Genomic DNA, 21,265 nt, shown 5'->3' on the forward strand with positions numbered 1-21,265 from the left:
GCAGGACTAGGCGGCCAGCAGCGAGAAGATCGCCGGCCGCTTTTGCAGGGCAATCCGTTCCGGCCGCCAGGCTGACAGCGGCAGCGTGACGATGGTTTCGGTGGGCAGCGTCAGGTCGACGGCCACCGATACCATCGTGGTGCCGGCGCAATGCTGGCGCAGCGCTTCCAGCAGCGCGGCGTTGCGGTAGGGGGTCTCGATGAAGACCTGCGTCTGGCGCGCCTTGCGCGAATGCGCTTCCAATTCCCGTAGCTTGCGCGCGCGTTCGTCCGCGTCCACTGGCAGGTAGCCGTTGAACGCGAAGCTCTGGCCATTCAGGCCGGAACCCATCACCGCCAGCAGGATCGAGCTTGGCCCCACCAGTGGCCGCACCGTCACGCCGCGCGCGTGGGCCAGCCGCACGAGGTCCGCGCCGGGGTCGGCCACGGCCGGCACGCCGGCTTCCGAAAGCAGCCCGCCATCGCGGCCCCCGGCGATGGGGTCCAGCAGCGCGGCCAAGGCCTCGGCGCGCGTGTTCACGTTCAGCTCACGGATCTCGATCTGCTGGATCGGCCGCACCAGCGGGCTGGTTTCGCCCAGTTTCTTCAGGAAAGCGCGCGCCGTCTTGGCGTTCTCGGCCACCAGGTAGTCGAGCCGCGCGGCAATCTGCTGCACGCCGGCGGGGATGACATCGGGCAGCGGATCGAACTCGTCGCGCTTGCCGAGCGTGTTGGGAATCAGGAACAGGGTACCGGTCATCGTTCAGGCTCCGAAGAACGGGTAGCCGGCGGCGCGCAGCATGCCGGTCAGCGCGATCAGCGGCAGGCCGATCAGCGCCGTGGGGTCGTCCGATTCCACGCGCGCGAGCAGGGCGATGCCCAGACCCTCGGCCTTGGCGCTGCCGGCGCAGTCATAGGGGGTTTCCAGGCGCAGGTAGGCGTCTAGTTCGGCATCGGACAGGTCACGGAAGGTCGCCCGGGTCTGTACATCGGCCAGCTGGGCCTCGCCGGTGCGGCTGTCGAGCAGGCAGAGTGCCGAATGAAATGTGACGGTTCGTCCGCGCATTTGCTGCAACTGGGCCAGCGCCTTCTCATGGCTGCCGGGTTTGCCGATCTGGGCGCCGTCGAGCGTGCAGACCTGATCCGAGCCGATGACCAGTGCGCCGGGGTGGCGCGCGGCAATCGCCTCGGCCTTGCGGCGCGAGAGGCGCAGGGCCGTGGCCTCGGGGACCTCGCCGGCCAGCGGGGTTTCGTCGATGTCCGGTACAGCCACGTCGAACGGGATGCGCAGCCGCGCGAGCAGCTCGCGCCGGTACGGAGAACTCGACCCGAGGATCAGGGGCGGGCGGATAGCGGAGGACGACATATATATAGAGGTAGCGTCGGAGGGAGAGGGGACGGTCAGTTAGCCAGTTGTATACTTTGACCGAGTCCCGTTTTTCAGCTTATAATCGCGCGTTTAGCCACACAGGCACATTCGTGCCCGGCCGTGATCGGAAGCCATCGCGGCAGGCGTATCCGCCCTCGTTGGCGTGGATCGTCCCAGGTGTGGCAAACAAGGCATTTTTCCAGCGATTCAGCGTACATGAGTCAGCCGACCCAGCCAGCGGCGTCCGCCGTGGCATTCGATCTGCGCGAAACCGATCTGTTCGCGTTCTGCCGCAAGGGTGGCAGCGTGGCGGGCGACGTGGCGACGCGCGATTTGCCGCGCATCTTAGCCGAGACGGCCAAGGATGCGCCAGCGTCGGCGCCGGACGAGACGTTTCACTACACGCTCACCGGCTTCATGCACGAGGAAGCGGTGGAGGCTGGCGCGGCGGTGTCGCAGCGGCTGTTCGTCGACGTCACCGTGCAGGGCCGGGTCTGGCTCGATTGCCAGCGCTGCCTGCAGGTCTACCCGGAGCCGATCGACACGTCGATGCGCTTCGAGGTCATGGCCAGCGAAGAAGCGGCGGATTCGGCACCCATGGATGACGACGACGTCGACGTGATCGTCGGGTCGAAGAAGTTTTCGCCGCTGGAACTTGTGGAAGACGAGGTGCTGCTGGCGTTGCCGTCGGCACCCAAGCATATGGTCTGTCCCGCCGTGCACGAGTCGCTCGTGACCGGCGCGGACGGTGAGGTGGAGCCTGAGGCTCCGCCCGAAGAGGAAAAGCGGCCATCGCCCTTTGCGGCGCTGGCCGGCCTGAAGACGAAGCACTGACGCCGCAACAGAGCGGCCGGCGCACCCGTCCTCGGGTAGCAGGTCAAGCATCCGGCCGGGCCCCGGCTACGCCTCGCGCAGGATGCGTGTGTTAATATCGCAAAATTCTCGAAGGAGTCATCATGGCTGTTCAACAGAACAAGAAGTCGCCGTCCAAGCGCGGCATGCACCGTTCGCACGACCATCTGTCGGTCGCACCCCTGGCCGTTGAGCCGACCACGGGCGAGACCCACCTGCGTCACCACGTGAGCCCGAACGGCTACTACCGTGGCCGCAAGGTCATCAAGACCAAGAACGACTGACCAGGTCGTCTGGCGTGACCCTGTGTCTCGCTCGCGCACGTTGTCAGGTGTAAAACAGGAAAGCGGCAAGCTCGTTGCCGCTTTTTTGTTGGGCGCTCGGCGCCCACCCGCCAACGTATCCGCGCGTCCGGCTGGTTGCGTCCCCGCGAACCGAGGCGGCGGATGCCGGTGCGCATTCCGTATCTGGAAACAATGACGATCAAGCTCGCTATCGACTGCATGGGCGGCGATCACGGTGTATCCGTGACCGTGCCGGCGGCGATCAGTTTTCTTTCCCGTCACGATGACGCCGAGATGATCCTCGTCGGCTTGCCCGATGCCATCGGCGCGCAGCTCAGGAAGCTGCATGCGGCCGATCATCCGCGCGTCACCGTGGTGGCGGCAACCGAGGTCATCACGATGGATGACCCGGTGGAAGTGGCGCTGCGCAAGAAGAAGGACTCTTCGATGCGCGTGGCGGCCACGCAGGTCAAGGAAGGCCGCGCCGACGCGCTCATCTCCGCCGGCAACACCGGCGCGCTGATGGCTGTGTCGCGCTATGTGCTGAAGACGCTCGAGGGCATCGAGCGGCCAGCCATCGCCACCACCATTCCCAATGAGCAGGGCTGGGGCACCACGGTGCTCGACCTGGGGGCCAACGCCGACTGCGAACCCGGGCACCTGCTCCAGTTCGCCCGCATGGCCGAGGCCATGGTGTCCGTGGTGGATCACAAGGATCACCCCACGGTGGGCCTGCTCAATATCGGCGAGGAAGTGATCAAGGGCAACGAGGTGGTCAAGGCCGCCGGCGAGCTGCTGCGCGCTTCCGAGTTGAATTTCTACGGCAACGTGGAAGGCAACGACATCTTCAAGGGCACGACGGACATCGTGGTCTGCGACGGCTTCGTCGGCAATGTGGCGCTCAAGAGTACCGAGGGCCTGGCCAAGATGATTGGCGGCATGATCAAGGAGGAGTTCACGCGCTCCTGGTTCACCAAGCTGCTGGCCGCCGTGGCCATGCCCGTGCTGTCGCGCCTGGCGCGCCGGCTGGACCCCGCGCGCTACAACGGCGCCTCGCTGCTGGGCCTGCGCGGACTGGTGATCAAGAGTCACGGTTCCGCCGACGCCCACTCTTTTGAATGGGCGATCAAACGCGGGTATGATGCGGCCAGAAACGGCGTAATCGAACGTATAGCAAGGGTCTTCGCCAACAAGTCCGGCGCCACGGCGCCCGCGACGGGCGGCCCGGAGACCGACGCACCGGACCCACATCCCGATACCCATGCCGCCTGAGGCCTCAAGCCCTCTGAACCCCCTGAGTGCAGGGGGCCGTGGCGGCTGCCGCAGGCGGCCCGGGTGAGCATCACGATCCGACAGACATGACCAAGTTCGCAAAAATCATCGGTACCGGGAGCTACCTGCCCCCGCGGCGTGTCACCAATCACGAGCTGGCGGCGCAGCTGGCCGAGCGTGGCATCGAAACGAGCGACGAGTGGATCGTCTCGCGCAGCGGCATTTCGGCGCGGCACTGGGCCGAGCCGGACGTCACCGCCAGTGACCTGGCCGTGCAAGCGGCCGAGCGGGCGATCGAGGCGGCCGGGATCGAGCGCCAGGACATCGACCTGATCATCGTGGCCACCTCCACGCCGGACTTCGTGTTCCCGAGCACCGCCTGCCTGGTGCAGCAGAAGCTCGGCATCACGAACCATTGTGCGGCTTTCGACATGCAGGCCGTGTGCTCGGGCTTCGTCTACGCGCTCTCCACGGCGGACAAGTTCATCCGCAGCGGCTCGCACAAGAACGTGCTGGTGATCGGCACCGAAGTGTTCTCCCGCATCCTCGATTTCAACGACCGCACCACCTGCGTGCTGTTTGGCGACGGCGCCGGCGCCGTGGTGCTGACTGCCTCCGACGAACCGGGCATCCTGTCGTCGGCCATGCATGCCGATGGCAGCCACGTGGACATCCTCTGCGTGCCGGGCAATGTGTCGGGCGGTGCCATCACCGGCAACGCCTTCCTGCACATGGACGGCCAGGCGGTGTTCAAGCTGGCCGTGAACGTGCTGGACAAGGTGGCGCGCGAGGCCATGGCCGCTGCCGAGGTGCAGGCGGACGAAATCGACTGGCTGGTGCCGCACCAGGCCAATATCCGCATCATGCAGGGCACGGCGCGCAAGCTGGGCCTGCCGGCCGAGCGCATGGTCGCCACGGTGCACGAGCATGGCAATACTTCGGCGGCGTCGATCCCGCTGGCACTCGACGTGGCCGTGCGCGACGGCCGTATCCGCCCGGGACAGACCGTGATGCTGGAAGGCGTTGGCGGCGGCTTCACCTGGGGCGCGGTGCTCCTGCGCATGTAAGATGCGGTCCGGCGCGGCGTGCCTGAAAGGGCACGTGCGCCCCGACACGCTCGTCTGAATCGTTAAGACTGGATTCCCGATGAAATTCGCATTCGTTTTCCCTGGCCAGGGCTCGCAATCGGTCGGCATGCTCAACGCGTTTGCCGACAACCCGGTGGTCCGCGCCACGCTGGAGGAAGCTTCCACCGCGCTGGGGCAGGACATCGGCCGCCTGATCGCGGAAGGTCCGGCGGAAGAACTGAACCTCACGACCAACACCCAGCCGGTGATGCTGACCGCTGCCGTGGCCGTGTACCGCGCCTGGCTGGACGCCGGCGGCCCGGCCCCGGCACTGGTGGCCGGCCACAGCCTGGGCGAGTACTCGGCGCTCGTGGCTGCGGGCGTGATCCCATTTGCCGATGCGGTGCCGCTGGTGCGCTTCCGCGCACAGGCGATGCAGGAAGCCGTGCCGGTGGGCGAGGGCGGCATGGCCGCCATCCTCGGCCTGTCCGATGACGACGTGCGCGCGGCTTGCGTCGAGGCGTCTGCCGCCGGCGTGGTCGAGGCCGTCAACTTCAACGCCCCCGCGCAGGTGGTGATTGCCGGCCACAAGGCCGCCGTGGAAAAGGCCTGCGAGATCGCCAAGGCCAAGGGTGCCAAGCGCGCGCTGCCGCTGCCGGTCTCGGCGCCGTTCCACTCGTCGCTGCTGAAGCCCGCTTCGGACCGCCTCAAGGAGCGCATGGCTGGGCTGGCGTTCTCGGCGCCGTCTATCCCGGTCATCAACAACGTGGACGTGGCCATCGCCAACGATCCGGCCCAGATCAAGGACGCCCTGGTGCGCCAGGCCGCCGCCCCGGTACGCTGGGTGGAGTGCGTGCAGAAGATGGCCGCCGAAGGCGTGACCCATGTGATCGAATGCGGTCCGGGCAAGGTGCTGGCCGGCATGACCAAGCGCATCGACGGCAACCTCGTCGGCGGCGCGATCTTCGACCCCGCATCGCTGCAAGACACGCTGGCGCTGCTGAAGTAAGCCAAGGAACATCGCAACATGAGCAAGACTCTGGAAAATCAGGTCGCCCTGGTGACGGGTGCGTCGCGCGGCATTGGCCGGGCCATCGCACTGGAACTGGCGCGTCAGGGCGCCACCGTGATCGGCACCGCCACGAGCGAGTCCGGCGCGGCCGCCATCGGCGAATACCTGAAGGCCGAGGGCCTGCAGGGCCATGGCGTGGTGCTGAACGTGAATGACGCCGCGCGCTGCGAAGCTGTGATCGAGGAGATCGTGAAGACTCACGGTGGCCTGGCCGTGCTGGTGAACAATGCCGGCATCACCCAGGACCAACTGGCCATGCGCATGAAGGACGACGACTGGACGAGCGTCATCGACACGAACCTGACTGCGGTGTTCCGCCTGTCGCGCGCCGTGCTGCGCCCGATGATGAAGGCACGTACCGGCCGCATCATCAACATCACCTCGGTGGTGGGCTCCACGGGCAACCCGGGCCAGATGAACTACGCGGCGGCCAAGGCCGGCGTGGAGGGCATGGCCCGCGCGCTGGCGCGCGAGATCGGCAGCCGCAACGTTACCGTGAACTGCGTGGCGCCGGGCTTTATCGACACCGACATGACCAAGGTCCTGTCGGACGAGCAGCATACGGCGCTGAAGACCCAGATCCCGCTGGGCCGACTCGGCCAGCCGGAAGACATCGCGCATGCGGTGGCGTTCCTGGCCGGTCCGCAGGCCGCCTACATCACGGGCACTACGCTGCACGTGAATGGCGGCATGTACATGAATTGATTGCATTACCCGACGTGCATTTCGGCGAAGAAGCCGAAAGATGGCGGGCGAAGCAGTTGTTTTTCAAACCGAACGGGCGCGATTCTTGCAATAGATGGCAGGCGGATTTTTTGTGGTCCAAACCTGCTAAAATGCGCCCACTTTTTGTCGAACTTCCCTGGAGGGTTACATGGACAATATCGAACAACGCGTCAAGAAAATCGTGGCTGAACAGCTTGGCGTGGCCGAGGCAGACATCAAGAACGAATCGTCGTTCGTGAACGATCTCGGTGCGGACTCGCTGGACACGGTTGAACTCGTGATGGCGTTGGAAGATGAATTCGGCATGGAAATTCCTGATGAGGAAGCCGAAAAGATCACGACCGTGCAACAGGCCATCGACTACGCCACCGCGCACGTCAAGGCCTAAGCCGTCGTCTTCGCATTCCGAGCCACAGAAGGCACAAGGGTGGGGCCGTCATGGTCCTGTCCGGTTGTTTTCTGTGGCTTTCGTCTGTTCGAAGAAGCAGAATCGGAATGATCTCAAACCGTATTACGCGCCGTATGCAATGACTAACGGCCGGATCGGCGAGATCCTGAATCAATCCAATTCCGCTTCACGCACTCGTAGGAAATCATAGTGAGCCGTCGTCGCGTCGTCGTCACTGGGCTTGGCCTTGTGTCTCCGGTCGGAAACACGGTTGCCGAAGGCTGGGCCAACCTGGTTGCCGGCAAGTCCGGCATCGCCACCATCACCAAATTCGATCACTCCCCGTTCGCCGTGCATTTTGCCGGTGAAGTGAAGGGCTTCAACGTCGAGGAATATGTTCCGGCGAAGGAAGCCCCCCGTATGGATACGTTTATCCATTTCGGTATCGCGGCGGGTACCCAGGCGCTGAAGGATAGCGGCCTGGAAGTGACCGAGGAGAACGCCGAGCGTATCGGCGTGCTGGTTGGCTCCGGCATCGGCGGTCTGCCGATGATCGAAGCTACGCAGATGGAGCTGGTCAATCGCGGCCCGCGCCGGATTTCGCCGTTCTTCGTTCCGGGCTCGATCATCAACATGATCTCGGGCCATCTGTCGATCTATCACGGCCTGAAGGGCCCGAACCTCGCGGCCGTGACGGCCTGCACGACCGGCCTGCACAGCATCGGCCTGGCCGCCCGCCTGATCCAGGCCGGCGATGCCGACGCGATGCTGGCCGGTGGCGCCGAGTCAACGGTTTCGCCGCTGGGGATTGGCGGTTTTGCCGCAGCCCGGGCGCTGTCCACCCGCAACGACGATCCGGCCACGGCCTCGCGTCCGTGGGACAAGGACCGCGACGGTTTCGTGCTGGGCGAGGGTGCCGGCGTGATGATGCTCGAGGAGTACGAGTCGGCCAAGGCACGCGGCGCCAAGATCTATGCGGAGCTGATTGGCTTCGGCATGAGCGGCGACGCGTTCCACATGACCGCCCCGAACACCGACGGCCCGCGCCGTTGCATGGTGGCTGCGCTGAAGAACGCCGGCATCAATGCCGACGAAGTGCAGTATCTGAACGCGCACGGCACGTCCACGCCGCTGGGCGACAAGAACGAGTCCGACGCCGTGAAGCTGGCCTTCGGCGATCACGCCTACAAGATGGTGGTCAATTCGACAAAGTCGATGACCGGTCACCTATTGGGCGGCGCTGGCGGCCTCGAGTCGGTCTTCACTGTGCTGGCGATCCACAACCAGGTCTCGCCGCCGACGATCAACATCTTCAACCAGGATCCGGAATGTGACCTGGATTACGTGCCGAATACTGCACGCGAGATGAAGATCGACGTGGCAGTGAAGAACAACTTCGGTTTTGGCGGCACCAACGGCACGCTTGTCTTCCGCCGCATCTGATCGCGACGGGTATTACGGGGCTCGCCACGGCGAGCCCCGCTTCATTTCGGCATGCGGAACCAAACATGCGGACGGGCGGTCACAGAATGCGCTTCGCGACACCCGGTGGGTCCCGATTCGTAGGTAAAATACAACGTTTGTCGTGACGACAAAACCAAGAGATACACTGCAGGTGAACCATTCGTGAGCGAACGCGAAGCCGATCAGCTTCTAGTTGAACGCGTCCAGCAGGGCGACAAACGAGCCTTTGAGTTGCTGGTGGCCAAGTACCACCGCAAGATCATCCGGCTCATTTCGCGCCTTGTCCGCGATCCCGCCGAAGTGGAGGATGTGGCGCAGGATGCCTTTATCAAGGCATACCGCGCGCTTCCCCAGTTCCGGGGCGAATCCGCCTTCTACACGTGGCTGTACCGCATCGCCGTCAACACCGCCAAGAACTATCTGGCCACGCAGGGCCGCCGCCCGGAGGCGTCCAGTGATATTGACGCCGAAGAGGCTGAAACTTTTGCAGACGGCGAGCAACTAAGGGATATCAATACGCCGGAGTCCATGCTCCACACGCGTCAGGTGGCCGAGACGGTCAACCGCGCGATGGAGGCGCTGCCGGAGGAATTGCGTACCGCCATTACCCTGCGCGAGATCGAGGGCCTCAGTTACGAGGAAATCGCCGAAGCCATGGGTTGCCCGATCGGGACCGTGCGGTCACGGATCTTCCGCGCCCGCGAGGCGATCGCCGACAAGTTGCGCCCGCTGCTGGGAACGGCCGAGGGCAAGCGGTGGTAGGGGTAGCAAGTTGAAGAATGTCGTGCAGCCAGCGTTGCAGCCAATTCCTGCATCGATAAACGACAAGCAGCAGTACGGGATTTATCGGTGTTCAATGGAATTTCTTGGGGTGGGAAATGGGTCAGGCTCATAAGCAGTCGGTTCATGTAGTGGAAGCATCGGAGCAAATCTCCGTTTTGATGGATGGCGAGCTGGCGCCGAACGAAGTGGACGCCGTGCTGGGCCTCGCGAAGAGCGACGCCGGCATGACGGACTGGACCGTCTACCAGCTGATCGGTGACACGCTGCGTTCGGAAGAGCTGACGCACGCTGGTTCGACCGAAGCGTTTCTTTCCCGATTCTCCGCAAGCCTGGAAGCCGAGCCCCATGTGCTCGTGCCCGCCGTGGCTGCAGCCGGCCGCCAACGCCTGCTGGTACGCCCGTCGTGGGTGCGCCGCGTGATGCCGGGCACGGCCATCGCCGCCGCTGTGGCGGCCGTGAGCTGGGTTGTGGTGCCGCAGATGCGTGGTCCGGGTGATATCGGTACGCCCGATGCCGTCGTGGCGCGCGTCGAGCAGTCCGCCACGCCGGCCAAGGCCGGTTCGATCGTGACTGTGGCCGCTGACAGTGCCCAGATGATTCGCGATCCGCGCCTTGACGAATACCTGCGTGCCCATCGCACGTCGGTCGCGACCGAAGCCTTTGTGCCGACCATGCGCACGGTGGCGAATGGCGCAAACTTCTCACAGGAAAATTCGCAGGAATAATGCCGGACATGCATAAAGGAATGTCGCCCGCCAACGTAGCGGGCGTACACGGAAGGAAGGGCCTGCGCAGGTCCTTTTTTCTGGCCTTGTGTCTGACCGCTGCGGCCGCAACGGCGCAGCCGTCTGACAATACGCTGAACCGACGCGACGCCACGGCGTGGCTCAACAAGATCCACCGTGCCGCCCAGCGCGAGAACTATGTCGGCACGCTGATCTACCAGCGCGGCAGCGTCATGCATGCGTCGCGGATCCAGCATTACAGCGATCTCGTCCACAACGAGTACGAACGCCTGGAAACGCTCGACGGCAAGCCGCGCGAGGTGCTGCGCCAGAACGACGTCGTGCACAGCCTGATTCCCGAAGCCAAGCTCGTGGTCGTGGAAAAGCAGGAGGCGAAGGATCGCTTCCCGGCGCTACTGGCGACCAACAAGAGCGATGTGCTCGAGCTGTACGACATGCGCAAGCTGCCCGGCGAGCGCGTGGCGGGCGTCGAGTGCGAGGTGTTCTCACTTGAGCCGCACGATGCGGCGCGTTACGCAGTACGCCTGTGGGCCGACAAGGGCTCGGGTCTGCTGATGCGCGCCCAGACCATTGGCGAGGGCGGCAAGGTGCTCGAGCAGGTGGCGTTCTCGCAGGTCGACATCGGCGTGCCGTCGGACAAGCAACGCATCCTGTCCGCCATCAAGAGTTCGCAGTCGTGGAACCGTTACGAAGTCACCTATCAGCCGGCCAACGTGGCCGACGAAGGCTGGATCATCGGTTCGCCGCTCAAGGGCTTCCAGAAGATTCGCGAAGTGCGCCGCCCGCTGGGCGAGTTGCGCGCACCCGCCCAAGGTAACAAGCCGGGGCAGGTCTTCGAGGTGCTCCAGATCGTCTACAGCGACGGTCTGACCGGGTTGTCGATCTTTATCGAACCCGTATCGGAACAACGCGCGCGCCGTGAAGGCGTGGCTTCGCTCGGCGCCACGCAGGTCGTGGTGCGCCGCGTGGCTGACTACTGGATCACGGTGGTGGGCGAGGTGCCCGCAGCCACGGTCAGGCAGTTCGCCGCCGGCGTGGAGTACCGCCCGCCCAAGACGGTACACTGAGCGCATGGGCGCGCTGGCGCCGGGGCAGCGAACCCCGGGCCGGCCGCTTGGTGCGGGCCAGTCGCGCTTGAAGTTCCGCCTTGCGGGGTCGATCGGCTCCGACATCCGGCAAGGCATCCGTTTCTCGCTGATCTCCCGGGAGTTGTCGATGATTTTCAAATCCCCAGCCCTGGTGCGAACCATGGTCATGGCTGCCATGCTCGTGCTGGGTCCGGCTGTTGCCCAGGTGGGGCATGCCCAGGCGGCTGCCTCGAACTACAACCTGCCTGACTTCACCGATCTGGTGGAGAAGGCCAGCCCGGCCGTCGTCAACATCCGGACCACCGAACGCATCCGCTCGCGTGGCGGCAACTCGCCCGAAGACGACGAGATGGCCGAATTCTTCCGCCGCTTCTTTGGCGTGCCGATGCCGGGCGCGCCGGGTGGTCCCACCCCGCCGCGCCGTGGCCAGCCGCCGCAGGGGGAGGAACAGAGCCGCGGCGTAGGGTCCGGCTTCATCATCAGCCAGGATGGCTACGTGATGACCAACGCCCACGTGGTGGCGGATGCCGAGACCATCTACGTGACGCTGCCCGACAAGCGCGAGTTCAAGGCCAAGCTGATCGGTTCCGATCGCCGCACCGACGTGGCGCTGATCAAGGTGGAAGCGAACAACCTGCCGCGCCTGCCGCTTGGCGATTCGGACAAGATTCGTCCGGGCGAGTGGGTGCTGGCCATCGGCTCGCCGTTCGGGCTCGACAATAGCGTGACTGCCGGCATCGTCTCGGCCAAGGGCCGCGATACGGGCGACTACCTGCCGTTCATCCAGACTGACGTGGCCGTGAATCCCGGCAACTCGGGCGGGCCGCTGATCAACCTGCGCGGCGAGGTGATCGGTATCAATTCGCAGATCTACAGCCGTAGCGGTGGCTACATGGGCATCTCGTTTGCGATTCCGATCGACGAGGCGATGCGCGTGTCCGAGCAGCTCAAGGCGTCTGGCAAGGTGACCCGTGGCCGGATCGCCGTGGCCATCGGCGACGTGACCAAGGAAGTGGCGGACTCGCTGGGCCTGGGCCGCGCGCGTGGCGCGCTGGTCGGCAGCGTGGAGCCGGGCGGACCGGCTGAGAAGGCCGGCATCGAGGCGGGTGACATCATCCTGAAGTTCAACGGCCGCGACATCGAGAAGGCGTCGGACCTGCCGCGGATGGTTGGCGATACCAAGCCGGGCACCCGCGTGCCGCTGCAGGTGTGGCGCAAGGGGCAGACGCGTGACGTTTCCGTGACCGTGACGGAACTCGAGCCGGACAACGCCCGCGCCGTGGCGCGCCGGGGCGACAAGCGGGGCGGCAGCGCGGACGAAGCCGCGCCAGCCGCCAAGCCGAACGCGCTGGGGCTGATCGTCACCGACATTGCCGAGACCAAGCTCAAGGAACTGAAGGTCAAGTCCGGCGTGGAAGTGGAGGCGGCAGACGGCCCCGCGGCACGCGCAGGCATCCGTCCGGGCGACATCATCCTGCGTCTGGGCGACGCCGACGTGACCAACGCTCGCCAGTTCAACGACATGGTGAAGGCGCTGGACAAGAACAAGATGGCGGCCGTGTTCGTGCGCCGTGGCGACGCCACCCAAGTGCTGACGCTGCGTCCGAGCCAGGCCCGGTAAGACGGTCCGGGCGATCCCCGGACCCCCAACCTCCATCGCGCCGGCCTCGATGTCCGGCGCGATGTATTTCCGGGGTGCGCGATACGCCATTCCCGGGGCCACGCACGGAAAGTGCCGGTCACGGTGCCGACACCATTTACCGCGCCGGAAGTCATTGAAAATCCGGTAAAATCGCGGATTGGCGCACGCATTGCGCCCCACCTTTTTTATGCTCCCGCGCCCCCGTCCCACCTGGCGCGCCGGCGCCTCCCTGAACGCTAGATGGACCACATTCGTAATTTCTCGATCATTGCCCACATCGACCATGGGAAATCGACCCTGGCCGACCGAATCATTCAGCGGTGTGGCGGGCTGTCCGATCGCGAGATGGAAGCGCAGGTGCTCGACTCGATGGACATCGAGAAGGAGCGCGGCATCACCATCAAGGCCCAGACCGCGGCGCTGAGCTACAAGGCGCGCGACGGCCAGGTCTACAACCTGAACCTGATCGACACCCCGGGGCACGTGGACTTCAGCTACGAAGTCAGCCGCTCGCTGTCCGCCTGCGAAGGCGCGCTGCTGGTGGTGGATGCCTCGCAGGGCGTGGAAGCCCAGACCGTGGCCAACTGCTACACGGCCATCGAGCTGGGTGTGGAAGTGGTGCCCGTGCTCAACAAGATCGACCTGCCGCAGGCGGACCCCGCCAACGCGATCCAGGAAATCGAGGACGTGATCGGCATCGACGCCCACGACGCCACGCCGTGCTCGGCCAAGACCGGCCAGGGCGTGGAAGACGTGATCGAGGCGATGATCGCCAAGGTGCCGCCGCCCAAGGGCGACCCCGCCGCCCCGCTGCAGGCGCTGATCATCGACTCCTGGTTCGACAACTACGTCGGCGTGGTCATGCTGGTACGTGTGGTCAATGGCACGCTGCGCCCGAAGGACAAGGTGCTGCTGATGGCCACGGGCGCGCAGCACCTGGTGGAACAAGTTGGCGTTTTCTCGCCGAAATCGCTGCCGCGCGAGTCGCTCTCGGCGGGCCAAGTGGGCTTCGTGATCGCGGGCATCAAGGAACTGAAAGCGGCCAAGGTGGGCGACACCATCACCACCATGGCGCGCAAGGCGGCCGAGCCGCTGCCGGGCTTCAAGGAAGTCAAGCCGCAGGTGTTCGCCGGCCTGTATCCGGTGGAAGCGAACCAGTACGAGGCGCTGCGCGAATCGCTCGAGAAACTGCGCCTGAACGACGCCTCGCTGCAATACGAGCCGGAAGTGTCCCAGGCGCTGGGCTTCGGATTCCGCTGCGGCTTCCTGGGCCTGCTGCACATGGAAATCGTGCAGGAGCGCCTTGAGCGCGAGTTCGACATGGATCTGATCACCACCGCGCCGACGGTGGTCTATCAGGTGCAGATGCGCGACGGCACGGTGCTGACCGTGGAAAACCCGGCCAAGATGCCTGATCCGAGCCGGATCGAGGCGATTCTGGAGCCGATCGTCACGGTCAACCTGTACATGCCGCAGGACTACGTCGGCTCCGTGATCACGCTTTGTACGCAGAAGCGCGGCTCGCAGATCAACATGAGCTACCACGGCAAGCAGGTGCAGCTGACCTACGAGATCCCGATGGCGGAGATCGTGATGGACTTCTTCGATCGGCTGAAGTCGGTGTCGCGCGGCTATGCGTCGATGGATTACGAGTTCAAGGAATATCGCCCGTCGGACGTGGTCAAGGTGGACATCCTGATCAACAGCGACAAGGTCGATGCGCTGTCCGTGATCGTGCACCGCTCGAACTCGCAATATCGCGGGCGCGAGGTGGCGGCCAAGATGCGCGAGATCATCCCGCGCCAGATGTACGACGTGGCTATCCAGGCGGCGATCGGGGCGAACATCATCGCGCGCGAGAACGTGAAGGCGCTGCGCAAGAACGTGCTGGCCAAGTGCTATGGCGGCGACATCTCGCGGAAAAAGAAGCTGCTGGAGAAGCAGAAGGCGGGTAAGAAGCGCATGAAGCAGGTGGGTACCGTGGAGATCCCGCAGGAGGCATTCCTGGCGATCCTGCAGGTGGACGACAAGTAAGCCGCAGGCCAGCGCCAAGTCCGCTGGCCGGGTGACAAGACGATCTTCTAAAAAATCAACGCCAAGCCGTCATGAATTTTGCACTGATCCTTTTTGTGCTGGTGGTCATTACGGGCATTGCCTGGGTTGCCGACAAGCTGGTCTTCGAGCGCCAGCGCCGCAGCGTGGCGCACCTTGCCCTGGCCGAATTCGACGCGCGCCGCGGCGACATGCAGGCGGTGCACGGGAGTACCGAGCTGGATGCCTCGCGCGCCCGGCTGGCCGAGGAAAAGCTGCGCCAGCCGTGGTGGCTCGAGTACTCGGCGAGCTTCTTCCCGGTCATCCTGGCGGTGTTCGTGCTTCGTTCGTTCGTGGTGGAGCCGTTCAAGATCCCGTCCGGCTCGATGATCCCGACGCTGCTGATCGGTGACTTCATCCTCGTCAACAAGTACGACTACGGCATCCGCCTGCCCGTGCTGAACAAGAAGGTCCTCGACGTTGGCACGCCGCAGCGCGGTGACGTGATGGTGTTTCGCTACCCGAAGGACGAGTCGCTCGACTACATCAAGCGCGTGGTGGGCGTGCCCGGCGACGTGGTGCGCTACGAAAACAAGAAGCTGACCGTGAACGGCAAGCCGGCCGAGTACAGCGCCTTGCCAGACTACCTCGACGAGGAGCGGCTGGCCTACTCGAAGCATTTCACCGAGACGCTGCCGGGCGGCGTGGCGCATGGCATCCTGAACGATGCCGACCGTCCGGCGTTCGTGGCGGGCGCCGACCCCGATTTCCCGTTCCGCGAGAACTGCACTTACAATCAGCAGGGGCTGACGTGTAAAGTGCCGGAAGGGCACTATTTCGTCATGGGCGACAACCGTGACAACAGCCTGGATTCACGTTACTGGGGCTTCGTCCCGGACAAGAACGTCGTAGGCAAGGCGTTCGTGATCTGGATGAACCTCGGCAATTTTGGGCGCGTGGGGTCGTTCAAGTAGGGGTCGGACGCCTCGCGCAGCGCAAATACACTCAAAAAACGAGGGAAGCGCAAAATGGGTCAGAAGTTGGGTTTTTCGGGGAAGAGGGAAAGTATCCGTGCAAATGTGATTAAAAAATCACGTGGATTCTCGCTGGGGTCGTTGCTGATCGTCATCATCATCGTGATTGCGGTGGTGCTGCCGGCAGTGAAGGCGATTCCCAGCATGATCGAGTACTTCTCGGTCAAGCGGGCGGTGAACTACGCGAAGGATCGGTCGGTCAGCCGCAAGGATGTGGCGGCCAACTTCGACAAGCAGGCCCAGATCGACCGCATCGAGGCGCTCAAGGGCGACGATCTCGATGTGATCGAGGACGAAGCCGGCAGGATACGCAGCATTGGTTTTTCGTACCGGACCGAGATTCCCGTCTATGGTCCGCTGAGTCTATTGATTACCTATTCGGGAACGCAGTAACGACATGATCCTCGACGCCTTGCAGCAACGTCTCGGCTACCGATTCAGCAAGCCCGAATTGCTGCAGCAGGCGCTCACCCATCGCAGTCATAGCGCCCAGCACAACGAGCGCCTGGAATTCCTGGGCGACTCGGTGCTGAACTGCGCCGTGGCCGATATGCTCTACGGCATGTTCGGCAAGCTCGATGAGGGCGATCTTTCCCGCGTGCGCGCCAACCTCGTCAAGCAGCAGGCGCTGTACGAGATCGCCCAGATGCTCCAGCTTTCCGACGCCCTGCGCCTGGGCGAGGGCGAACTGAAGAGCGGCGGATTCCGCCGTCCGTCGATCCTGGCTGACGCGCTGGAGGCCATTGTCGGGGCGGTGTTCCTCGATGCCGGCTTCGATGCCGCACGGGCGCTGATCCGCAAGCTGTATATCCCCATTCTGGAGCAGGTCGACCCCCGCACGCTGGGCAAGGACGCCAAGACGCTGCTCCAGGAGTATCTGCAGGGCCACAAGATTGCCCTGCCGCAGTACAACGTCATCGCCACACACGGTGCCGCACACAGCCAGCAGTTTGAAGTCGAATGCACCGTGCCTAAACTGGAGGTGCGCGTGTTCGGCACAGGCGCCTCGCGCCGTGCGGCCGAGCAGGCGGCGGCCAAGCTCGCGCTGGATGAGGTGCAGAAGCTCGTGCCCCAGCTGCTTAAGCGCAGCCGGGCCGAGCGCACGGGCAAGACCCGCAAGCAGCCGGTGCCGCCGGATCCCCAGTTGTCTCTCAGGTTGAAGGAATGACCGAATCTACCCCTCCGCAGCAGGACGCCCAGGCACCCTCGGATGCCACGGCGTTCCGCTGCGGCACGGTGGCCATTGTTGGCCGCCCCAACGTGGGCAAGTCCACGTTGATGAATGCACTTGTCGGCCAGAAGGTCAGCATCACGTCCCGCAAGGCGCAGACCACGCGCCATCGCATCGTCGGTATCCAGACCACGGATGACGCGCAGTTCGTTTTCGTCGATACGCCAGGCTTCCAGACCCGCCACGCCAGCGCGCTGAACCGCTCGCTGAACCGCGCGGTCACGTCCACGCTGTCTACGGTGGATTTGGTGCTGTTCGTCGTGGAAGCCGGCTATTTCGGTGCCGATGACGAAAAGGTGCTGTCGCTGCTGCCGAAGAACGTGCCGGTGCTGCTCGTCACCAACAAACTCGATCGGCTGGGCGAGAACCGCGCCGAGGTGATGATGCCGTTCCTGGAAAAGATGGGGCAACTGTTCCCGTTCCGGGAAGTGGTGCCGATGTCGGCGAAGACGCACGACCACATCACGCGGCTGCTGGCCATCATCCGCCCGTACCTGCTCGAAGGCGAGCCGATGTACGACGCCGACGCGATGACCGACCGCAGCGAGCGCTTCCTGGCCTCGGAAATCATCCGCGAGAAGGTCTTCCGCTGGACCGGCGACGAACTGCCGTACACGAGCACCGTGATTATCGACAAGTTCGAGACCGAAGGCCGGCTGCGCCGCGTGTTCGCGACGATCCTGGTCGAGCGCGACGCGCACAAGGCCATGATCATCGGCAACAAGGGCGCCAAGCTCAAGCAGATCTCCACCGAGGCACGTCTCGACATGGAGAAGCTATTCGACGGCAAGGTCTACCTGGAGATGTGGATCAAGGTCAAGAGCGGCTGGGCCGACAACGAAGCCGGACTGCGGGCCTACGGCTACGAGTGAGCAAGATGCCTGACGCGCCCCGAGCCGCGCCCAGGCGCGCGCGGAGCGCCGATCCCATCGCCGAGGAAGCCGCCGAACTGCTGGAAGTGCAGGACGGTACCGGGCTGTCCCCGGCCGTGGCCGCCGGCCGCGAGATGATGGACCGGGCCATGCGGATCGTGCCCGCGCGCACCGAGTTGCGCGTGACCAACGAGTCCGGGTTCGTGCTCCACGCCTATCCCTATCGTGAGACTAGTCTCATTCTGGACGTCTTCACACGTGACCACGGCCGCATGGCCATGGTTGCGAAGGGCGCCAAGCGGCCGCATTCGGCGCTGCGTTCGGTACTTCAGCACTTCCACCCGATTTCGCTGTCCTGGACCGGTCGCGGCGAGGTCAAGACGCTGACCAAGGCCGAATACATGGGCGGCATGTTGCCGCTGGCCGGCGATGCGCTGCTGTCGGGCTTCTATCTCAACGAATTGCTATTGCGCTTCTGTCCACGCGAGGACGCGCATCCGGCGCTGTTCAAGCACTACATGATCACGCTGACGCGGCTCGCGCATGGCGAGCCGGCGAGCCTCGTGCTGCGCAGCTTCGAGCGCGTGCTGCTGCAGGAGACCGGCTTCGCGGTGGCGTTCGACCAGTGTGTGAGCACCGGGGATCCAGTGCAACCGGGCCTCGATTACGTATATCACCCGGAACGCGGCGTGCGCCGCGCGCAGCCGAGCGATCCGTCGAGTTGGCCTGTGGTGTCCGGCCAGACCTTGCTGGACATGGGGCGGGACGACTACGGTCGCGCCCAGACCGCCACGCAAAGCCGCGCGCTGATGCGTTTCCTGCTGCATTATTATCTCCAGGGTGCGCCGCTGAAAACGCGGCAAATCCTCATCGACCTGCAATTTCTGTAAAGCCATGATTTTTCACGCGAATCCCGGCGTCATCGACCTTGGCGTCAATATCGACCACGTGGCCACACTGCGGAATGCGCGTGGCACCGTATATCCGGACCCGATCGAGGCCGCGCTCCAGGCGGAGATCGCCGGGGCTGACCTGATTACGCTGCACTTGCGCGAGGATCGCCGCCATATCCGCGATGCGGATGTACGTGCTCTGCGTCCGAAGCTTGGCACCCGGATGAATCTGGAATGCGCGATCACGCGCGAAATGCTCGATATCGCCTGCGAAATCCGTCCGCAGGACGTCTGCCTCGTGCCTGAGAAACGCGAGGAAGTGACCACCGAAGGCGGTCTCGACGTGGCCGGTCATTTCGAGCAGGTCAGCGCTGCCTGCCGGCAGTTGGCGGATGCGGGCATCCGCGTCTCGCTGTTCATCGATGCCGATCCGGACCAGATTGCGGCCGCTGCCGCGTGCAAGGCGCCCGTCATCGAGATCCACACTGGCCGCTACGCCGACGCCCATACGCCCGAGGAGCAGTCGGCGGAATTCCGCCGTGTGGCCGAGGGTGTGGACGCAGGTATCCGCCATGGCCTCGTCGTCAATGCCGGCCACGGCCTGCATTACACCAATGTGCAACAGATCGCGGCGCTGCCTGGCATCAAGGAGCTGAACATCGGTCATGCGATCGTCGCGCACGCGGTGTTCGTCGGTTGGCAGAACGCGGTGCGCGAGATGAAGGCCATCATGGTGGCCGCGCGCCTGGGCACCCGTTATCCCGTGCCGGGGCAGGCGGCGTGATCTACGGCATCGGCACCGACATCATTCAGATCGATCGCGTGCAGGGCGTGATGGAGCGCACGCGCGGCCGTTTCGCCGAAAAGGTGCTCGGTCCGCGTGAGTTGAAGGTTTACCACGCGCGCAAGGCGCGCTCGGAGAAGCGCGGACTGGCCTTCCTGGCCACGCGCTTCGCGGCCAAGGAGGCGTTCTCGAAGGCCATCGGTCTGGGCATGCGGTGGCCGATGACGTGGCGCGCCATGGAACTGCTGAACCTGCCATCGGGCGAGCCCACGCCGCAATGCACCGGCGAGCTGGCCGAATGGGTGCGGGAACGCGGGCTGACCATCCGGGTCAGTGTCAGTGACGAACACGAATACGCGGTGGCGTTCGCCATCGCGGAGCGGGGCGGCCAGGCGGCCGGTACCGCATCCTGAACCTACGCAGCCTGAACTCAAGATATTCCTATGAACAAGAAAGTTTCCGGCAAGCGTCCGGGCCCGGTGGTGCTCGACGTGGTTGGCAAGCAGCTCGATGCCGAGGACATGCGTCGTATCGCCCATCCGCTGACAGGCGGCGTGATCCTGTTCGCGCGGAATTTCGAGTCGCGCGCGCAGCTGACTGCGCTGACGCGGGCGATTCGCGCGGTGCGCGAGGACGTGCTGATCTGCATCGACCATGAAGGCGGTCGCGTGCAACGCGCCAAGACCGATGGCTTTACGCACCTGCCGGCGATGGCAAAACTAGGCGAATTGTGGGATCGCGATGTGATGACGGCCACCAAGGTCGCCATCGCGTGTGGCTATGTGCTGGCGGCGGAACTGCGCGCGTGCGACATCGACCTGAGTTTCACGCCGGTGCTCGATCTCGACCATGGCCGCAGCGCCGTGATCGGTGACCGCGCGTTTCACGCCGATCCGCGCGTGGTGACGATGCTGGCCAACCATCTCACGCACGGCCTGCTGCTGGCCGGCATGAGCAACTGCGGCAAGCATTTCCCGGGGCATGGCTTCGTCGAGGCCGATTCGCACGTGGCCGTGCCGGTCGACGAGCGCGAGCTCGATGAGATTCTGGCCCACGATGCGCGTCCGTATGACTGGATGGGCAATGCGCTGGCGTCCGTCATGCCTGCGCACGTGATCTATCCGAAGGTGGACCCGAACCCGGCCGGCTTCTCGCCGTTCTGGCTCCAGGATGTGCTGCGTACGCGACTCGGCTTCGAGGGGGTGATCTTCAGCGACGACCTGAGCATGGAGGGTGCCAGCGTCGCCGGCACGGTGACCCAGGGCGCTCGGGCCGCGCTCGATGCGGGATGTGACATGGTGCTGATCTGCAACCATCCCGAGCGCGCTGACCAACTCCTCAAGGAACTGGACGAGGCCGATCTGAGGGCCGACAAGGCGTCGCAGCGTCGTATCCGCAAGCTGTTCGGTCGCAAGCGGCCGCTGGACTGGAACAAACTGCAACAGGATGCCGACTACCGTGCCGCGCTGCGCTTGCTGCGCGAGCATGACCTGATCGCCTGAAGCATCGGCGTCGGCGGGCAAAAACAAAAAGGGCCGGCGCTGAACTGCACCCCAAAAGTTGGACACCCGTTCAACCTTTGGGGTGTTTTTCATGGCGAAGTACAACGAGGCGTTCAAGCGCCAGGTGGTTCAGGAATATTTGTCCGGGGGAGTTGGGACTGGGACACTGAGCCGGAAGCACGGAATA

Annotated in this window: 23 protein-coding genes; 21 read left to right on the forward strand and 2 right to left on the reverse strand. The window is 64.5% G+C overall.

The window, feature by feature from the left end; all coding sequences use genetic code 11:
* Positions 1–6: 6 nt before the first annotated feature.
* Complete coding sequence (locus AB4120_RS01665) at positions 7–738, reverse strand: SAM-dependent methyltransferase (RefSeq protein WP_441641784.1); 732 nt, start codon at positions 736–738, stop codon at positions 7–9.
* A gap of 3 nt (positions 739–741) precedes the next feature.
* A complete protein-coding gene (locus AB4120_RS01670) occupies positions 742–1,344 on the reverse strand; it encodes a Maf-like protein (protein WP_149135572.1) in 603 nt (200 codons plus the stop codon).
* A 219-nt stretch (positions 1,345–1,563) separates the two neighbouring features.
* Here AB4120_RS01670 and AB4120_RS01675 point away from each other — a divergent pair, with 219 nt between their 5' ends.
* The 21 genes from AB4120_RS01675 (at position 1,564) to nagZ (ending at position 21,078) form a co-directional block, all read left to right on the forward strand.
* On the forward strand, positions 1,564–2,181 hold the full coding sequence (locus AB4120_RS01675) for a YceD family protein (RefSeq protein WP_149135573.1): 618 nt from the start codon (positions 1,564–1,566) through the stop codon (positions 2,179–2,181).
* Between the two features lie 122 nt (positions 2,182–2,303).
* Entirely contained in the window at positions 2,304–2,483 is a 180-nt protein-coding gene (gene rpmF / locus AB4120_RS01680) for a 50S ribosomal protein L32 (RefSeq protein WP_008644820.1), read from the forward strand.
* A 192-nt stretch (positions 2,484–2,675) separates the two neighbouring features.
* Positions 2,676–3,755, forward strand: a complete 1,080-nt coding sequence (gene plsX, locus AB4120_RS01685) for a phosphate acyltransferase PlsX (protein ID WP_144199338.1) — start codon at positions 2,676–2,678, stop codon at positions 3,753–3,755.
* An 86-nt stretch (positions 3,756–3,841) separates the two neighbouring features.
* Positions 3,842–4,822 (forward strand): beta-ketoacyl-ACP synthase III, encoded by a 981-nt coding sequence (locus tag AB4120_RS01690; RefSeq protein WP_149135574.1) that lies wholly within the window; start codon positions 3,842–3,844, stop codon positions 4,820–4,822.
* Between the two features lie 79 nt (positions 4,823–4,901).
* Positions 4,902–5,831: an ACP S-malonyltransferase gene (gene fabD, locus AB4120_RS01695; RefSeq protein WP_441641785.1), complete on the forward strand. Its 930-nt coding sequence runs from the start codon at positions 4,902–4,904 to the stop codon at positions 5,829–5,831.
* 18 nt (positions 5,832–5,849) lie between these two features.
* Positions 5,850–6,599 (forward strand): 3-oxoacyl-ACP reductase FabG, encoded by a 750-nt coding sequence (fabG, locus tag AB4120_RS01700; RefSeq protein ID WP_149135575.1) that lies wholly within the window; start codon positions 5,850–5,852, stop codon positions 6,597–6,599.
* Positions 6,600–6,768: 169 nt separating this feature from the next.
* Positions 6,769–7,008 (forward strand): acyl carrier protein, encoded by a 240-nt coding sequence (gene acpP / locus AB4120_RS01705; protein WP_008644813.1) that lies wholly within the window; start codon positions 6,769–6,771, stop codon positions 7,006–7,008.
* A 210-nt stretch (positions 7,009–7,218) separates the two neighbouring features.
* The gene (gene fabF / locus AB4120_RS01710; RefSeq protein WP_441641786.1) at positions 7,219–8,451 is read left to right on the forward strand and encodes a beta-ketoacyl-ACP synthase II; all 1,233 of its coding nucleotides are present in this window, start codon (positions 7,219–7,221) and stop codon (positions 8,449–8,451) included.
* A gap of 183 nt (positions 8,452–8,634) precedes the next feature.
* Positions 8,635–9,234, forward strand: coding sequence for an RNA polymerase sigma factor RpoE (gene rpoE, locus AB4120_RS01715; protein WP_092290028.1), 600 nt, complete (start codon positions 8,635–8,637; stop codon positions 9,232–9,234).
* Between the two features lie 116 nt (positions 9,235–9,350).
* Positions 9,351–9,980, forward strand: a complete 630-nt coding sequence (locus tag AB4120_RS01720) for a sigma-E factor negative regulatory protein (protein WP_149135577.1) — start codon at positions 9,351–9,353, stop codon at positions 9,978–9,980.
* An 8-nt stretch (positions 9,981–9,988) separates the two neighbouring features.
* Positions 9,989–11,068 carry a MucB/RseB C-terminal domain-containing protein gene (locus AB4120_RS01725; protein ID WP_441641787.1) on the forward strand — a complete coding sequence of 360 codons (1,080 nt, stop codon included), beginning with the start codon at positions 9,989–9,991 and terminating at the stop codon, positions 11,066–11,068.
* Between the two features lie 148 nt (positions 11,069–11,216).
* The gene (locus AB4120_RS01730) at positions 11,217–12,710 is read left to right on the forward strand and encodes a DegQ family serine endoprotease (RefSeq protein WP_149135579.1); all 1,494 of its coding nucleotides are present in this window, start codon (positions 11,217–11,219) and stop codon (positions 12,708–12,710) included.
* A gap of 261 nt (positions 12,711–12,971) precedes the next feature.
* Positions 12,972–14,765 (forward strand): translation elongation factor 4, encoded by a 1,794-nt coding sequence (lepA, locus tag AB4120_RS01735; protein ID WP_149135580.1) that lies wholly within the window; start codon positions 12,972–12,974, stop codon positions 14,763–14,765.
* Between the two features lie 71 nt (positions 14,766–14,836).
* Complete coding sequence (gene lepB / locus AB4120_RS01740; protein WP_211943943.1) at positions 14,837–15,736, forward strand: signal peptidase I; 900 nt, start codon at positions 14,837–14,839, stop codon at positions 15,734–15,736.
* Positions 15,737–15,790: 54 nt separating this feature from the next.
* On the forward strand, positions 15,791–16,189 hold the full coding sequence (locus tag AB4120_RS01745) for a DUF4845 domain-containing protein (protein WP_149135582.1): 399 nt from the start codon (positions 15,791–15,793) through the stop codon (positions 16,187–16,189).
* 4 nt (positions 16,190–16,193) lie between these two features.
* Positions 16,194–16,964, forward strand: coding sequence for a ribonuclease III (rnc, locus tag AB4120_RS01750; RefSeq protein WP_149135583.1), 771 nt, complete (start codon positions 16,194–16,196; stop codon positions 16,962–16,964).
* Positions 16,961–17,899, forward strand: a complete 939-nt coding sequence (gene era, locus AB4120_RS01755) for a GTPase Era (protein ID WP_149135584.1) — start codon at positions 16,961–16,963, stop codon at positions 17,897–17,899. The genes rnc and era overlap by 4 nt, the downstream gene beginning before the upstream one ends.
* 5 nt (positions 17,900–17,904) lie before the next feature.
* Entirely contained in the window at positions 17,905–18,789 is an 885-nt protein-coding gene (gene recO, locus AB4120_RS01760; protein ID WP_149135585.1) for a DNA repair protein RecO, read from the forward strand.
* 4 nt (positions 18,790–18,793) lie between these two features.
* Positions 18,794–19,576: a pyridoxine 5'-phosphate synthase gene (pdxJ, locus tag AB4120_RS01765; RefSeq protein WP_149135586.1), complete on the forward strand. Its 783-nt coding sequence runs from the start codon at positions 18,794–18,796 to the stop codon at positions 19,574–19,576.
* Positions 19,573–19,989, forward strand: a complete 417-nt coding sequence (gene acpS / locus AB4120_RS01770; RefSeq protein ID WP_149135587.1) for a holo-ACP synthase — start codon at positions 19,573–19,575, stop codon at positions 19,987–19,989. Before pdxJ ends, acpS begins: the two co-directional genes overlap by 4 nt.
* A 30-nt stretch (positions 19,990–20,019) precedes the next feature.
* Entirely contained in the window at positions 20,020–21,078 is a 1,059-nt protein-coding gene (nagZ, locus tag AB4120_RS01775; RefSeq protein ID WP_149135588.1) for a beta-N-acetylhexosaminidase, read from the forward strand.
* Positions 21,079–21,265: the final 187 nt, after the last annotated feature.

It is taken from the genome of Cupriavidus sp. 2KB_3 (genome assembly GCF_052115685.1).
GTDB classification, from domain to species: domain Bacteria; phylum Pseudomonadota; class Gammaproteobacteria; order Burkholderiales; family Burkholderiaceae; genus Cupriavidus; species Cupriavidus campinensis.

Bases quoted from the DNA above. Each gene is read 5' to 3' on its own strand.
- AB4120_RS01675 (WP_149135573.1), top strand. From the start codon at position 1,564: ATGAGTCAGCCGACCCAGCCAGCGGCGTCCGCCGTGGCATTCGATCTG.
- AB4120_RS01730 (WP_149135579.1), top strand. From the start codon at position 11,217: ATGATTTTCAAATCCCCAGCCCTGGTGCGAACCATGGTCATGGCTGCC.
- fabG (WP_149135575.1), top strand. From the start codon at position 5,850: ATGAGCAAGACTCTGGAAAATCAGGTCGCCCTGGTGACGGGTGCGTCG.
- AB4120_RS01665 (WP_441641784.1), bottom strand. From the start codon at position 738: ATGACCGGTACCCTGTTCCTGATTCCCAACACGCTCGGCAAGCGCGAC.
- rpmF (WP_008644820.1), top strand. From the start codon at position 2,304: ATGGCTGTTCAACAGAACAAGAAGTCGCCGTCCAAGCGCGGCATGCAC.
- era (WP_149135584.1), top strand. From the start codon at position 16,961: ATGACCGAATCTACCCCTCCGCAGCAGGACGCCCAGGCACCCTCGGAT.
- lepB (WP_211943943.1), top strand. From the start codon at position 14,837: ATGAATTTTGCACTGATCCTTTTTGTGCTGGTGGTCATTACGGGCATT.
- acpP (WP_008644813.1), top strand. From the start codon at position 6,769: ATGGACAATATCGAACAACGCGTCAAGAAAATCGTGGCTGAACAGCTT.
- AB4120_RS01670 (WP_149135572.1), bottom strand. From the start codon at position 1,344: ATGTCGTCCTCCGCTATCCGCCCGCCCCTGATCCTCGGGTCGAGTTCT.
- nagZ (WP_149135588.1), top strand. From the start codon at position 20,020: ATGAACAAGAAAGTTTCCGGCAAGCGTCCGGGCCCGGTGGTGCTCGAC.
- rnc (WP_149135583.1), top strand. From the start codon at position 16,194: ATGATCCTCGACGCCTTGCAGCAACGTCTCGGCTACCGATTCAGCAAG.
- AB4120_RS01690 (WP_149135574.1), top strand. From the start codon at position 3,842: ATGACCAAGTTCGCAAAAATCATCGGTACCGGGAGCTACCTGCCCCCG.
- AB4120_RS01725 (WP_441641787.1), top strand. From the start codon at position 9,989: ATGCATAAAGGAATGTCGCCCGCCAACGTAGCGGGCGTACACGGAAGG.
- AB4120_RS01745 (WP_149135582.1), top strand. From the start codon at position 15,791: ATGGGTCAGAAGTTGGGTTTTTCGGGGAAGAGGGAAAGTATCCGTGCA.
- fabD (WP_441641785.1), top strand. From the start codon at position 4,902: ATGAAATTCGCATTCGTTTTCCCTGGCCAGGGCTCGCAATCGGTCGGC.
- lepA (WP_149135580.1), top strand. From the start codon at position 12,972: ATGGACCACATTCGTAATTTCTCGATCATTGCCCACATCGACCATGGG.
- AB4120_RS01720 (WP_149135577.1), top strand. From the start codon at position 9,351: ATGGGTCAGGCTCATAAGCAGTCGGTTCATGTAGTGGAAGCATCGGAG.
- recO (WP_149135585.1), top strand. From the start codon at position 17,905: ATGCCTGACGCGCCCCGAGCCGCGCCCAGGCGCGCGCGGAGCGCCGAT.
- pdxJ (WP_149135586.1), top strand. From the start codon at position 18,794: ATGATTTTTCACGCGAATCCCGGCGTCATCGACCTTGGCGTCAATATC.
- plsX (WP_144199338.1), top strand. From the start codon at position 2,676: ATGACGATCAAGCTCGCTATCGACTGCATGGGCGGCGATCACGGTGTA.